The sequence below is a fragment of the Vibrio sp. JZG120 genome, from assembly GCF_053890955.1.
Window position 1 is genome coordinate 79,912 of record NZ_JBSRRK010000010.1, and the last position, 14,215, is coordinate 94,126.

At 43.3% G+C, this 14,215-nt stretch carries 11 protein-coding genes and 1 other RNA gene; 6 read left to right on the forward strand and 6 right to left on the reverse strand.

What is annotated here, in order from left to right:
- Positions 1-84: 84 nt before the first annotated feature.
- From ACWPOD_RS18400 to ACWPOD_RS18415, 4 genes are read left to right on the forward strand one after another with little or no spacing between them, the layout of a single operon-like run.
- The gene (locus ACWPOD_RS18400) at positions 85-2,406 is read left to right on the forward strand and encodes a type I restriction-modification system subunit M (protein ID WP_456232116.1); all 2,322 of its coding nucleotides are present in this window, start codon (positions 85-87) and stop codon (positions 2,404-2,406) included.
- Entirely contained in the window at positions 2,406-3,791 is a 1,386-nt protein-coding gene (locus tag ACWPOD_RS18405) for a restriction endonuclease subunit S (protein WP_456232117.1), read from the forward strand. The genes ACWPOD_RS18400 and ACWPOD_RS18405 overlap by 1 nt, the downstream gene beginning before the upstream one ends.
- Positions 3,772-4,398, forward strand: a complete 627-nt coding sequence (locus ACWPOD_RS18410) for a DUF2971 domain-containing protein (protein WP_456232118.1) — start codon at positions 3,772-3,774, stop codon at positions 4,396-4,398. Before ACWPOD_RS18405 ends, ACWPOD_RS18410 begins: the two co-directional genes overlap by 20 nt.
- A complete protein-coding gene (locus ACWPOD_RS18415; protein ID WP_456232119.1) occupies positions 4,391-7,660 on the forward strand; it encodes a type I restriction endonuclease subunit R in 3,270 nt (1,089 codons plus the stop codon). Before ACWPOD_RS18410 ends, ACWPOD_RS18415 begins: the two co-directional genes overlap by 8 nt.
- Positions 7,661-7,813: 153 nt before the next feature.
- Here ACWPOD_RS18415 and ACWPOD_RS18420 read toward each other — a convergent pair whose 3' ends face one another.
- The 5 genes from ACWPOD_RS18420 to smpB all read right to left on the reverse strand — a co-directional run bounded on the left by ACWPOD_RS18420 (position 7,814) and on the right by smpB (position 12,681).
- Positions 7,814-8,839 (reverse strand): hypothetical protein, encoded by a 1,026-nt coding sequence (locus ACWPOD_RS18420; protein ID WP_456232120.1) that lies wholly within the window; start codon positions 8,837-8,839, stop codon positions 7,814-7,816.
- A gap of 118 nt (positions 8,840-8,957) precedes the next feature.
- Positions 8,958-10,109, reverse strand: coding sequence for a site-specific integrase (locus ACWPOD_RS18425; protein ID WP_456232121.1), 1,152 nt, complete (start codon positions 10,107-10,109; stop codon positions 8,958-8,960).
- A 263-nt stretch (positions 10,110-10,372) separates the two neighbouring features.
- On the reverse strand, positions 10,373-11,665 hold the full coding sequence (locus tag ACWPOD_RS18430; RefSeq protein ID WP_456232122.1) for a tyrosine-type recombinase/integrase: 1,293 nt from the start codon (positions 11,663-11,665) through the stop codon (positions 10,373-10,375).
- Positions 11,666-11,761: 96 nt separating this feature from the next.
- Positions 11,762-12,129, reverse strand: a transfer-messenger RNA (tmRNA) gene (gene ssrA, locus ACWPOD_RS18435).
- A gap of 66 nt (positions 12,130-12,195) precedes the next feature.
- Positions 12,196-12,681 (reverse strand): SsrA-binding protein SmpB, encoded by a 486-nt coding sequence (gene smpB, locus ACWPOD_RS18440; protein ID WP_005391476.1) that lies wholly within the window; start codon positions 12,679-12,681, stop codon positions 12,196-12,198.
- 118 nt (positions 12,682-12,799) lie between these two features.
- Between smpB and ACWPOD_RS18445 the strand changes: the two genes are divergently transcribed.
- Entirely contained in the window at positions 12,800-13,243 is a 444-nt protein-coding gene (locus ACWPOD_RS18445) for an SRPBCC family protein (RefSeq protein ID WP_005391473.1), read from the forward strand.
- Positions 13,233-13,586: an RnfH family protein gene (locus ACWPOD_RS18450; protein ID WP_114323832.1), complete on the forward strand. Its 354-nt coding sequence runs from the start codon at positions 13,233-13,235 to the stop codon at positions 13,584-13,586. The genes ACWPOD_RS18445 and ACWPOD_RS18450 overlap by 11 nt, the downstream gene beginning before the upstream one ends.
- 108 nt (positions 13,587-13,694) lie before the next feature.
- On the opposite strand, the gene bamE is transcribed toward ACWPOD_RS18450, so the two are convergent.
- Positions 13,695-14,054 (reverse strand): outer membrane protein assembly factor BamE, encoded by a 360-nt coding sequence (gene bamE, locus ACWPOD_RS18455; protein WP_005391468.1) that lies wholly within the window; start codon positions 14,052-14,054, stop codon positions 13,695-13,697.
- Positions 14,055-14,215 lie beyond the last annotated feature (161 nt).

Below are 14,215 nucleotides of genomic sequence, written 5' to 3' on the forward strand. Positions count from 1 at the left end.
AGGGCGCTTTTTTGTTAGATGTCGCTGTCACCATATGAGCCGTAGGGTATAATCAGCGCAATTTTCTCAATTGTGCTGTTTACAATGACTAACAACAACTTCTCCCAAACCGCTGCCTTTATCTGGTCGGTAGCTGACCTGCTTCGCGGTGACTTCAAACAATCTCAATACGGCCGTGTTATCTTGCCGTTTACTCTACTTCGTCGTCTTGAGTGTGTGCTTGAACCAAGCAAAGATGCTGTGGTTGCCGAGCATGAACGCATCAAAGCGATGAACCTGCCAGAAGAAGCGCAGGAAAAGTTCTTACTACGAGCAACCCAATCACTCGCACAACCTGATGGCTTGTCATTCTTCAACACCTCGCCAATGAACCTCGGCAAGATGGGGCAGAGCAACATCAAGGCGAACCTTGAGAAGTACGTGCAGTCATTCTCCAAAGATGCGCGTGAAATCTTTGAGCACTTCAAGTTCGATGAATTTGTTGGTTTGCTGGAAGATGCCAACCTGCTTTACAAAGTGGTGAAGAAGTTTGCCACCACCGACCTTAGCCCAAACAGCATTTCCAACCACGATATGGGCTTGGTGTTTGAAGAGTTGATCCGCCGCTTCGCGGAAGGCTCAAACGAGACCGCGGGTGAGCACTTTACCCCGCGTGACATCGTGCGCCTGACTACCTCTTTGGTATTTATGGAAGACGACGAAGCCTTAACCAAAGATGGCATCATCCGTACCATCTATGACCCAACAGCGGGTACAGGTGGCTTCCTCTCTTCAGGCATGGAATACGTGCACGAACTCAACCCAAAAGCGGTGATGCGTGCGTTTGGTCAGGAGCTAAACCCAGAGTCCTATGCTATCTGTAAGGCAGATATGCTAATCAAAGGGCAAGATGTTAGCCGCATCAAGCTAGGTAATACTCTGTCAAATGACCAACTGCCCGCCGACAAGTTTGACTACATGCTGTCTAACCCGCCGTTTGGTGTGGATTGGAAAAAGATTGAAGGTGAAATCAAAGACGAGCACCAGCAAAAAGGCTTTGATGGACGCTTTGGCGCAGGCTTGCCGCGAGTCTCTGATGGTTCGTTGCTGTTCTTGATGCACCTTATCAGCAAGATGCGTGATAAGAAGAATGTCGATAACCAAGTGATCGATGGAGGTCGTATCGGCATCATCCTTAATGGTTCACCACTATTTACTGGTGGTGCGGGTAGCGGTGAGAGTGAAATTCGTCGCTACATCCTTGAAGCTGATCTACTTGAAGCGATTGTTGCGCTGCCTACCGATATGTTCTACAACACAGGTATTGCGACCTACGTTTGGGTACTGAGCAATAAAAAAGACCCTGCACGTAAAGGCAAAGTGCAATTGATTAATGGCGCTAACTTTAGTACTAAAATGCGTAAGTCATTAGGCTCTAAGCGTCACTATTTAACCGATGAAGAAATTCGCACCATCACGAAGAACTTTGGTGACTTTGAAGAAATTGATACCTTGACCAAAGATGGTGTGACGGACAACCAAAAACACTTTGCCAGCAAGATATTTGATACTTATCAGTTTGGCTACCGCCGACTAACCATAGAGCGTCCACTGCGTCTGTCAGCACAAATCACCGATGAAGCGGTGGAATCACTGCGCTTTGCTCCCAAGCCATTTTATGCCGTAATGCAGGCAGTCTTTGAACAGTTTGGCCCAGAGTGGACGGAAGATACCTACGGCTCACTAACTGGCGTGGAAAAAGAAGTTCGAGTTCTGATCAAAGCCGACTTCCCTGAGTTGAAAGAAAAGCAAATCAAAGACGTACTGGACAGCAAACTGTGGCTAAGCCAAAAAGTCTTGATGGATAATGCCAAAGCCCTGCAAGTTGCGATTGGCGATAACCTTGGCGGTAAAGCGAAACAGTCTGATGACTTCAACCAGTTTGAGCTGACTTTGAAAGGCGCGTTCAAAACCACTGGTATCAAGTTCGATGCCAAGCAGAAAAAGCAGTTTATTGATGCGGTAACGTGGAAGAACCAAGACGCAGAACCTGTGATCAAAAAAGTGCTGAAAGAAGAGGCACAGCCGCTATACGGTGCGTTCGACTATAAGGGTAAGGTTGTTGAGTTCCAACAAGATGGTGACCTACGTGATAACGAGAACGTACCACTTGACCCAAGCGTGACTACATCAACCCTGATTGAAAGCTACTTCAAACGCGAAGTGCAGCCTCACGTTGCCGATGCGTGGATCAACGCGGATAAGCGTGATGACAAAGACAATGAAATTGGTGTGGTGGGTTATGAAATCCCATTCAACCGCCATTTCTATGTCTACCAACCGCCGCGTGAGCTAGAAGCTATCGATAAAGACTTAGATGCTGTGAGCAAGGACATTATGAGGCTATTGCAAGAGGTGCATTCATAATGAGTAAGTATCAAGCATACCCAGAATATAAATATTCCGGTGTTGAGTGGTTGGGCGAGGTTCCAAAGCATTGGAAAGTAAAAAAGATTAAACATTTTGGTAGGGTTATCGGTGGTTTTGCATTTAAGAGCGGAGATTTTATTAAGCAAGGGTACCCTGTTATTAAAATCACTAATGTTTCTCATTTGAAAATGTCATTTGATGACGAAGCCTATTTGCCCGAAAAGTTTGCTCATGAGAATGCTGAATATATTGCACCCCTGAACTCTTTAGTTTTTGCTATGACACGTCCAATTATAGCTGGTGGAATTAAAGTCGCCAAAATGCCTAAATTAGAAAGGATGCCATTGATAAACCAAAGGGTTGGTTTTCTAAAAGTTGAGGATGAAGATTTAACTGACTACATTTTATTTTCATCTCTAAGCAATAGTTTTATTGCTCAATTTAAAAACAATATGACCATTACCAATCAACCTAATATATCAAGTGAGGGTATTGAGTCAGTATCATTTCCTTTTCCTCCAGAAGAAGAGTTAAGACAAATCGTAGCCTTCCTCGACCACGAAATTGCCAGAATCGATACCCTGATCAATAAGCAGCAGCAACTGATTAAGCTGCTAATAGAAAAGCGGCAAGCGGTGATAAGCCATGCGGTAACCAAAGGATTTAACCCACACGCACCAATGAAAGATTCTGGTGTGGAATGGTTAGGGGAAGTGCCGTCACATTGGGATGTGACGAAGTTTGGTTACATTTCGCAAGTTGTGCGAGGAGGTTCACCAAGACCAGCGGGAGATCCTACTCTTTTTGATGGTGACTACTCCCCTTGGGTGACCGTTGCTGAAATCACTAAGGATGATGAAATATACCTTTCTGAAACTGAGACATTCTTAACCAAGAAAGGAAGTGAGCAATGTAGGGTGTTTACATCTGGAACACTATTGCTATCAAACAGCGGAGCAACATTGGGTGTACCCAAAATACTATCGATAAATGCAAACGCAAACGATGGGGTGGTAGGCTTTGAAAACCTTACTTTAAATTCAGAGTTTGCTTATTTTTATTTGAGTACGTTGACACACGACTTAAGGGAAAGAATTAAGCAAGGTTCAGGGCAGCCGAACTTAAATACAGATATCGTTAAGAATATTTTTGTCCCTATTCCTGCGTCGCCAGAAGAAACAGACACGATTGTGTCATACATCAAATCAATGTGTGAAAAGTTTGATGCTTTGGCCTTGAAAGCGAAAAATGCTATTTCATTAATGCAAGAACGCCGCACAGCCCTTATATCAGCCGCTGTTACTGGCAAGATTGATGTCCGTAATTGGAACGATGAGGAGAAAGGTAACGAGGAGAAGAAGAGTGATGCTATACAAATTTAGAACGCTAGATAACTTCGAATTTGTGTTAGATATTATTGCTAATAAACGTTTATATGCAGCGACGTTTGATTCAATGAATGACCCAATGGAGGGGTTCTACACTTACGGTGATGCTATTTCAGATGAGTCACTAGCGGCTCTGGAAGAGTACAAAAGCTCATTAAGGTTTTGCTCGTTATCAATAAGTAATAATAATCCTCTGATGTGGGCACATTACACAAACGGTAATCGCGGTATTGCTATTGGTGTTGAAATTATTGGTGACTTTGATATTCGAGCTGTAAATTACGAGTCGCAGTCTAACCTTATCGCTTCAGTTCCATCGTCAATAGAAAGAGCGAAGAATGTACTTTCTTATAAAGCTAATTTTTGGCATTACGAAGAAGAGATCCGGGTCTTCGCTCAGACGGGGGAATTCATACCAGTAAAAGTGAAAGAAATTCTATTTGGCGAAAGAGCTAACGAATCGCAAAAAGAATTGTTAAAGACTATCGTTCAAGCTGTAGATCCATCCATTAAGCTAAAAGACTGGACTGAGGAAATGGTCTATTGCCATGTTACTCCTGTCTACAAATTGGATGTGATACAGGAGAGTCATGATGTCTAGAGATTCAACTATAGAACGGGTATTTCAGGACGACATCATCAGACAAATGGTTGCCAATGGCTGGGTGCAAGGCACTGGCGAGGGCTATAACCGCGAATCGGCATTATACGAAGCGGATGTGCTGACGTTTATCAAAGAAACGCAACCGAAAGAGTGGGAGAAGTTCTGCAAAGTCTTCCCGACCGACTCAGAGCGCCACTTCCTTGATGCCTTGGTCACTCAGCTTAAAAAAGCCGATGAGAACGCCACTGATCGTGCGTCACGTACCTTTGGCACTTTGGGCGTGCTACGTCATGGTTTGAAAATCCGCAATGCCCGTTTTGAATTGTGTCAGTTTAAGCCAGAGCATAACCTCAACCCTGAAACCTTGACACGTTATAAGAAAAACATTTGTCGTATTGTGCCTGAGCTGGTTTACAGTCCGTATGCAACACAAGCTGAATTCGAAGCTACAGGTAAACAGGCTAAGAAGTGGAGAATTGACTTAGTGCTGTTCGTTAACGGCTTGCCCGTCTCTACCCTTGAGCTGAAATCCGAGTTCAAGCAAGCGGTAGAAAACGCCATTGCGCAGTACAAGCTGACTCGTTTACCGAAAGACCCTGCCACTAAAAAGCCAGAACCGCTTTTGAGCTTTAAACGTGGTGCTTTAGTGCATTTCGCGGTAAGCCAATACGAAGTTTACATGGCGACCAAACTTGCGGGTGAAAACACCTTCTTCCTGCCATTTAACAAAGGTACACACGATGGCGGCAAGGGTAATGACATTCCTGAAGATGAAAATCGATACGCCACCGACTACCTATGGAATGAGGTGTTAACGCCTGATAACCTGCTCAACATTATCGGGCGCTTTATCCATCTTCAAATAGAAGAGAAGGAAGATTGGGAGGGGCGCAAAACCAAGAAAGAAACCCTGATATTCCCGCGTTACCACCAGTGGGATGTGGTAACGAAGTTGGTAAATGCGGCGATTGTTGAGGGCACAGGAAATAAATACCTGATCCAGCACAGTGCAGGTTCGGGTAAGTCCAACTCGATTGCATGGACAGCACACCAACTATCGACCTTGCATGATGAAAAGGGTAACAAGCAGTTTGATTCAGTCATTGTGGTTACTGACCGCACTGTGCTGGATGACCAGCTACAAGACACTATCTATCAGTTTGAACATGCTGATGGTGTTGTAGGACGTATCAACCGCAAAGAAGGCGATGGTTCTAAATCAGAGAAGTTGGCAACGGCATTGGAAACCTCTCAGCCAATCATCATCGTGACCATTCAAACCTTCCCGCATGTGTTAAAAGCTATTGAGAACTCAACTTCACTCAAAGAGCGCCGTTACGCCGTCATTGCCGATGAAGCGCACTCGTCTCAGACAGGCGCAACCGCTCGTCAGCTTAAAGAAGTTCTGATGACGGATGAAGCCGATGATGACACCGAACTTTCCTCAGAGGATATTCTTGATGCTACCGTTGCGGCGCGTCGTGGCAGTGCCAATTTGAGTTACTACGCCTTTACCGCGACACCAAAGCCCAAAACGCTGGAGTTGTTTGGTCGCAGACCTGCCCCAGAGCAGCCAGCTTCTAAACGCAATTTGCCAGTGGCTTACCATATCTATTCAATGCGTCAGGCGATTGAGGAAGGCTTTATCCTTGATGTGCTAAAGAACTACACCAACTACAAGGTGATCTATCAGCTCAAACAGAAGCTGGAAGCGGAAGATAAAGAGGTCGATTCGGGAAAAGCCAAGGTTAAACTCAATAACTGGGTACGCCTGCACGATCACAACATCTCGCAGAAAGTGAAAGTGATTGTTGAGCATTTCAAAAAGAACGTGATGGGCTTATTAGGTGGTCAGGCAAAAGCCATGGTGGTCACTAGCTCTCGTAAAGAGGCTGTGCGCTATAAGCTGGCGTTTGATAAGTACGTTTCTGCTTCCTCTGAGAACAACAGCGGCTATGCAGGTATTCGTGCGATGGTCGCATTTTCTGGCGAAGTTGAGTTTAACGCTGCCGACCCAGACAGCACGGCGTTTATGGATCAGAAGTTTACTGAGCACAACATGAACCCTGACCTTAAAGGTCGTGAGATGCGCAAAGCCTTTAACACAGATGATTATCAGGTGATGCTGGTGGCAAACAAATTTCAGACGGGCTTTGACCAACCAAAGCTCTGCGCCATGTATGTTGATAAAAAACTGGCTGGCGTTGAGTGTGTGCAGACGCTTTCTCGCCTCAACCGTATCTATCCGGGGAAAGCAGAATGCGGTACTTTCGTACTCGATTTCTACAACGACCCGCAAGATATTCTTGATGCTTTCCAGCCTTATTATCAAGTGGCTGAGCTTGAGGATGTCACTGACCCTGACAAGATTTTCGACCTATCGGAGAAGCTGCGTGCGAGCGGTATTTTCTTATGGTCGGAGGTAGATCAATTCGTTGATGCCTTCTTTACCAAGAACAAATCTAATGCGGCTATCAGTAATATCTGCAAGCCAGCGATAGACCGTTGGCGCAAGCGTTATACTTCTGCGGTAGAAGCATACATTCACGCTAAAAACGTGTTTGAACGCACCAAGCAAACAGGCGATGCCGTGTTAATCGCTAATGCAGAAAACACCTTCAAAGAGTGCAAGCAGGAGAAAGACCGCCTAGAGATCTTCAAGAAAGACTTAGGTAGTTTTGTGCGCTTCTATGAGTTTATGTCGCAGATTGTTGACTATGACGACAAAGAGCTAGAGAAACTGAGCCTGTATGCACGCCACCTTCGCCCAATGCTGCGCGAGAAGGTTATTGAAGAGGATGAACTTGACCTTGGTAATGTGGTCATGAGCCACTATCGTCTGTCGAAGATCCGTCAACAGGACATTCAGCTTCAAGAGAATACGCCTGAGTACAAGTTGCACCCAAGCAACGATGTAGGTACAGGCAAACCGAAGGACAAGAAAGAAGAGTTCTTGTCTCACATCATTGAGCGATTGAACGAGGTGTTTGTCACCGACAACCTGACCGATAAAGACATGATCAATTATGCCTTTACGGTGCGTGACAAGCTCACCGAGAACGAAACAGTAATGAGCCAAATAGCCAATAATACTCGCGAGCAAGCCATGCTAGGTGACTTCCCACGCGCGATTGATGATGCGATTTTGAATAGTAATGAAGCGCACCAAGAGCAGATGATGCAGTTGTTGTCAGACCCGAACAAAACCAAACAATTTGCGCGGGTTATCTTCGATATGTTGAGTGGGTATAAAGGGTAAGGAAGTGGATTTTGTGATGAAGGGGCTGGTTGAATCAGCTTAAAGTTTTTTGAGTGAATTGCATGAGCCAGTTTATGGCTGGCTCATGCTTTAGGATATTCCGTTCTTTCAGTTAATTAAATAAACGTAAAAAACGGAATCAACTGATGCCAGTTAAGCGTTGTTGATAAGGTAATATATTTTCTTTCGCCCTGTTTTTCCGCTAACCTCAAAGTTGATGAGCTTACCGGATACACGGTCAATTATTTCAGCGCACTTGTCACGGCCATATTTTGTGTTTTTTAAAAGAAAATCTCTTAATTCCGTTTTATCCATCTTATTGCCATCTAAAACAGACTTTATTAATGAAATGGCATCAGGGTACTTATCAAGATAATCATTATATTTAAACACTTCATCTTGTAAAGTTTTTGCCTTTTTATGCGTGTTTTCATCGATATTGCGAACAGAATTTATCATATCAACATACTTCAAATTTTCTGCTTTTTGGTATGCGAATGTCAGCTCAAGGGCATTATTACCACGGAGTTTTTGGTTTATCAGTTGAATGTGTTTTGTTTGGGTTCCATTTTCGTCAGTATTGTCATATTTAATGTCCATCATGTAGATACAATCTACGTCTTCGACAAGATCTGATGTCCCAGAATAGACAAGTTTGTTGTCGCCATCTCGATTTTTGTTGGTATGACCTAAACCGATAAAGGTTCCCCCCCTCATAACAAAATCTCTGACAGTGATACCAAATCTACGCATATGTTTTTTGTCCATTGTGTCAGCGAACTTCTTAAGAGTATCCACAATGATCACAACATCCTTTGCTGCATCATCATCAGATAATCCGTCTAAGATGGCTAACAGAGAATGTGATTCGAAGCCGTTATATCCGGGAACAAGCACGTGAACCCCAATACTTTCCAAAATTTCAGTTTTTTCAATAACTCCATTTTGAGTGTCATCAGCATTTATATAAAAGACCGATAGATCGTTAGTAAGACCTGCTGCATGAGCTTGTTTCAGTTGGTTGATGATTAATAAGGTTTTGCCAGCATTCGGTGGTGCAAAAAGAGTACTTGACTGTCCTTTGAGAACTAAACGGTCAAAGATAAAAACGCTCTCAGCAGCGTTCTTCTTAATATTATCTAAGTCCTCATTGATAGCGAGTTCAATGAGTGTTGCCAATGTATTTTTTTTTCATTAAATAAACTTTCAGTAAATTTTGGGTGAGCGAATCCGTTCACCCAAAATATATGGGTTAATAAAATATTTTTTAGTTGTGGTGGTGCTGTTTAAATAGATATCACGCTAAATTATATGGGCGAATATGTTCGGTATGGCTCGTATCTATCATATTAACAACAGGAGCAAGAATTCTAGGATGGTATTGCTCACTGTACGTATCAAACGACTCAGAATTATGTTTATGGCCAACAATGCACTCTATAATCTCTTTGGAAATTCCTAACTGTTTCAACTCATTGATGAACGTGTGTCGGAAAGAGTGTGCATCTAACCCTTTACCTAAACCCAATGAATCCCTACGGCGACTAAACCACTTCGAAGCGTTAGTCGAGTAGTAGCCATCAACAAGAGGCAGTTCTGGGAAGAGACGACCATCGTTTTTTGAATCTACGAATGATAAGAAACCTCTTGCAATCAATTCATTATGAATAGGGATCAGCCTGATAGATGAACTATTTTTGACACTCTGCCCTTGGAAGTTCTCCCTAATCTTAAGACAGTAAACACCATCAACTTGAGTTACATCATCAAAGATTAGTTGGCAGATTTCATTTAGCCTTGCCCCTGTGTAACGTAACAATAGTGGTACCCAGTAGTAATAAGAATGAAGGTAGCGATGAGATTTGTAGTCTGTCATGTTGAAAATGGCAGCAAGGTGGTGGTCGGAAAAGCATAGGCGTTTCCGACCACCTTTTTCACTCTTTTTTGGAAGTCGATAGAATACATTGTCCTTAACGTATCCATGAGCTTTGCTCCAGTTAAGAAAAGTAGAGAATTTTTCGATTATCCCTTTGACGGTTGTAAGGGAAAGGGATGGTTTAGGCTTTGGCAAGGCAGCATTTTTGAAGATTACGTCGTACCCTGTTAGTCCCGCAAACTCAGAGTGTTTCTTTGCGTTTGTGGGATAGTGGCTCAAGGCGTCTCGAACGCTTTCAGCGCCTGCACGATCAAGCTCGTTTAAGTCATCAAAGCCGATAAGGTGCAATACTCTCGCAAGAAGTTCATGATCTTGCTGGATGTTTTTTAGCTTAGATTTGCCGAGTTTGATACGTGAATCTGTGTAAGCATCTAGTAGTTCGACACCTGTTAGTGGTTCTAGTGTCTTATGGCTTCGTTGCACTGGTATTTCAAGATTGAGGATAGCTTCGAGATTTACGTTATCGCTGAAATTAGAGCGTAAGCTTTGTGCTACAGAAGAAGATAAATTCATAATAACTCCTAATTAATCAATTGCTTTTCAATCAATCTAAGAAGGTCTTTCACGGCCGTAAAGAAAAAAAAACTAGCAACCTATTAATCACATACATGTATGCATATTTAACTGCAACTTATTTTTTAAATTGTTGTTTTTAAATTGTTTATTTGGTTTTTTTGAGCTAGTTGCTGAAAGAATGAGCGAATGAGTTTGTTTTTTTTGGGCGTGAAATCACGCCCAAAATTAAAGCCACATAACTGTTTAAGAGGTCGCTAGGGTCACTCAGTTGAATAGTTTTGCACCTTATCTAAGGGGAGGGGATCAATCAGGTTTACGACAGTCATCACTTGCTCAATGTTCAGATCCTTCCCGTATCGGTCGTAGGTAATGTTATTTTGTGCATGACCGAGAATTGCTCCAGCAGCAATATGGGACACCTGTTTCTGTTTAAGCTGTGTGGCAACGGTATGACGGAATGAATGAAAGTCCTGCCCTTTCGCAAAACCTAACCGAGTCTTGAACCTGCCGAACCATTTTGAAGCAGCACTGCCGAAGCCATCCCTTGAGTCCTTAAGCTCCGGAAATAGTCGGTCATGTTGAACTGAGGTTACAAAATCAATAAACCCGATATCAATTAGTCGTTGATGGATTGGCACAATTCGGCGGCTGGTTAAGTTCTTCAGTTTTTGCCCTTCAAACCTATCATCAATTTGAAGTACCCAAACTCCTTCCATTTTGTATATATCAGCTTTGTAAAGCTGACAGAGTTCATTGAGGCGGGCGCCAGTGAAGTATCCAAGTAATGGAAGCCAGTAGTAATGGGGGTGCCTAAAGTCTTTCTCACAATGAACAGGAGTGCTGAACAACTTATGTAAATCGGCAGTAGAGTACGCAGATTTTGCAGCGCTATCCTTTCTTTGCTTCTTAAACCTGATGGCTTTGAATGGATTAATATCAGTTAGTTCATTGATAACACACCACTCAAAAAAGCCTGACATCTTTTGGCTATAGTCCTTGACGGACTCTTCACTGAGTGTAGGCATATTAAGGCTATTATTGAGTTTAACCGCCTCCTTGGCTGTTAGGCCTTTGAATTGGTGGTGTTTCTTCATATTTACGGGGTAATGTCGCAATAGCTGCACTGCGTCCTCTGCATCGCGTCTGCGAATTAAAGGGAGATGGGATTTTCCAACTAAATCAAGAACAGTTTTGCACTTAGCTTTCAGCATTCCAACGGCCTTAGGAGAAATATGCTGAGCCTTATAGAGACAAAAGCGCTCTAGCATCTTTTCTGGGCATAACACCTTAAGCTTTTTCTGTTTTGCTGGTGGGTGCTTTTTTTCGTTATGAATGGGTCTGACTTGCTTTGGTGCTGTGGTTGCAGTCGGGGATATGATGGTGCGACGAACCTGTATCTCTAGCTCTAATGCTAAAAGCGTAGCTTTATCTTTGCATGATGTTTTTAGCGATCGTTTAACTTCACGAAGCCCGTCAAATAAGTGTCGATGCTCAGAGGGGATTTGATAGCGAAACTGCCAAATGCCAGATTTTGAAATAGATAAATAGCGCATGTTTTAGTACCAAAATGTAGTACAAACAGCCTAATATTGAAGTGGCGAATACAAAAAGGGCGATAACTCAGAGAGTTACCGCCCTTTCCAAACGTTTGGTGGAGCTGGCGGGAGTTGAACCCGCGTCCGAAAACCGTTCATCATTGGTACTACATGCTTAGTCGATCTTTAATTTCGCCACCCACCTGCGAACCGACACGCTAATGAATGACTAGCCTGAATTAAAATTCGCCGTTCATCTCTCAGGCGGGAGAATCCGGGCTAGCGCGTTTGGGTTTGATCCCTCGTTATTCCCCGTCTTACGTGCGGAAGCTAGGGCGAGAGAGCTCTGAGCAGGTTATTAAGCTGCTAGTGCGTAGTTTTCGTCGTTTGCGACTATTTTTTTGCGGTTTGTTAACGAGGCCTACCGCACCTCGGCATGCACCTCAGACTTCTGAATTCCCGTCGAATCCTAAATCAGCCCCAGGTAATATTCGCATAGTAACAGAAAAGCATTGGCTGTCCAGTACTATGCGTTTAAGTGGTCAAGATTAACGCAGTGTACTCTTCATTACGCGTGCTTTCTCTCTTGCCCAGTCTTTTTCTTTTAAATCCGTACGTTTATCGTGCAGCTTTTTACCTTTTGCTACGCCAATTTTTAGTTTCACCCAAGAGCGAGACCAGTACAGAGAGAGCGCCGTTAATGTCATACCTTCACGGTTCACACGTCCGAATAGGTTGTCTAGTTCACGACGACTCATTAGTAGTTTACGCACACGTGTGGGGTTCGCCACAACGTGTGTCGATGCCTGATTTAAAGGAGTGATTGTCATGCCACTCACAAAGGCTTCACCGTCACGCATAAATACGTAACTTTCAGAAATATTGGCTTTACCTTGGCGAAGGGCTTTCACTTCCCAACCTTGGAGCTCCAAGCCAGCTTCGATTTCATCATCGATGAAATACTCGTGGCGAGCTTTTTTATTCAGCGCGATAGTATTGCTACCCGCTTTTTGTTTCGTTTTTTTCTTTGCCATAATAGCGACATTATACGGGTTGGATATCGGATAGGAAATCCTTTTATTTGCGCAATCGTGGAATAAAAGTAAAATTGGCAGGAGCTTTAAATCTGTACATGTATCGATAGGAGTATGTATGAAGCAAGTCAGCCGTTCTGCGCTTGTGTCTTTTAGTGCTGAACAGATGTTCAATCTGGTTAACGATGTTGCTAAATACCCTGAGTTTCTGCCTGGTTGCTCGGGCTCTAGAATCATTGAGTCTTCGGGTAATGGTATGGTGGCTTCTGTCGATGTGGCGAAGGCTGGTATCAGCAAAACGTTTACTACTTCAAATGAGCTGATCCCAGGCCAAGCAATTATGATGAACTTGGTGGATGGTCCGTTTAAGACATTGCGTGGTGGTTGGATTTTTACCGCGCTAGATGAGCAAGCTTGCAAGGTTGAGCTAAAGCTTGAGTTTGAATTCTCAAGTAAAATGATTGAGATGGCCTTCGGTAAGGTTTTTAACGAGCTTACCAGTAACATGGTAAATGCATTCACTAAACGCGCAAAACAGGTCTACGAGTGTTATGAGTATTGAGTCAGATATGATTCACGTAGAGGTTGTCTATGCTCTTCCTCATGAACAGCGTGTATTTAATTTAGTGGTGAATAATCACGCAACGGTAGAAGAGATCATTCGACAATCTGGCGTGTTAGAGTTATACCCTGAAATTGATTTATCTAAGAATAAAGTGGGTGTGTTTAGTCGTAATGTGAAGTTAGATGCGACCGTTCGAGATCGAGATCGAATAGAGATATATCGTCCGTTACTCGCAGACCCGAAAGAGATTCGTCGTAAGCGGGCGGAGCAGGCTAAAGCCGAGGGGAGTGCAGACCCTGTCACCGGTGGCAAGCCTAGCTCTGTACGTAAGAATAAGTAGACTTGATATCAGTCCCAATGGATGGCGTCGTCATTGATTCAAAGTGTGATTGCGCGATATCTAGATAATAAAAAACCTCTCATGTGAGAGGTTTTTTGCAAAAGTCGTTTACTGAATCTGTTCGTAAAAAGCGTCACTTTTTGGGAAGTCACCGCTGATATCTGCGAGTGTGCCTTGATCGTTAAAGTTAACGATCAGGTCTTTTTGCACTGGATCACCGTGACCAGGAGTATGGTGATAGATGTAGTACCAAGTGTTTGGGTAGCCGTTTTCAATAAGCATTGGCGACCCTAGTACGAAGCGAACCTGTGCTTTAGTCATCCCAAACTTTAATTTATCTACCGCACTTTGTTCTACATAGTTGCCTTGGTTGATATCAATGCGATAAACCAGTTTTTCCAATACCGAACATCCTGTCAGCAATGTCATTGCTAATGGTACGGCAACTAACCACTTCTTTAATTGCATAATAATTTCTTAGTAACCTTTAAAATACTGCGCTGATAATAAACAAGCTCGACGCAGATGTAAAAAGCTATGCGTCGTATGATAGGAAATCTGACAACGAATTTTGAGTTGAGTTGCATTTATTGATTCTCTCACATGTATGTTTATGTCGATGAGCGGTT

Excerpts from the sequence above, each read along its gene's own strand:
- ACWPOD_RS18400 (WP_456232116.1), top strand. The coding sequence starts at position 85 with ATGACTAACAACAACTTCTCCCAAACCGCTGCCTTTATCTGGTCGGTA.
- ACWPOD_RS18405 (WP_456232117.1), top strand. The coding sequence starts at position 2,406 with ATGAGTAAGTATCAAGCATACCCAGAATATAAATATTCCGGTGTTGAG.
- ACWPOD_RS18415 (WP_456232119.1), top strand. The coding sequence starts at position 4,391 with ATGTCTAGAGATTCAACTATAGAACGGGTATTTCAGGACGACATCATC.
- ACWPOD_RS18425 (WP_456232121.1), bottom strand. The coding sequence starts at position 10,109 with ATGAATTTATCTTCTTCTGTAGCACAAAGCTTACGCTCTAATTTCAGC.
- ACWPOD_RS18430 (WP_456232122.1), bottom strand. The coding sequence starts at position 11,665 with ATGCGCTATTTATCTATTTCAAAATCTGGCATTTGGCAGTTTCGCTAT.
- smpB (WP_005391476.1), bottom strand. The coding sequence starts at position 12,681 with ATGGCAAAGAAAAAAACGAAACAAAAAGCGGGTAGCAATACTATCGCG.
- ACWPOD_RS18445 (WP_005391473.1), top strand. The coding sequence starts at position 12,800 with ATGAAGCAAGTCAGCCGTTCTGCGCTTGTGTCTTTTAGTGCTGAACAG.
- ACWPOD_RS18450 (WP_114323832.1), top strand. The coding sequence starts at position 13,233 with ATGAGTATTGAGTCAGATATGATTCACGTAGAGGTTGTCTATGCTCTT.
- bamE (WP_005391468.1), bottom strand. The coding sequence starts at position 14,054 with ATGCAATTAAAGAAGTGGTTAGTTGCCGTACCATTAGCAATGACATTG.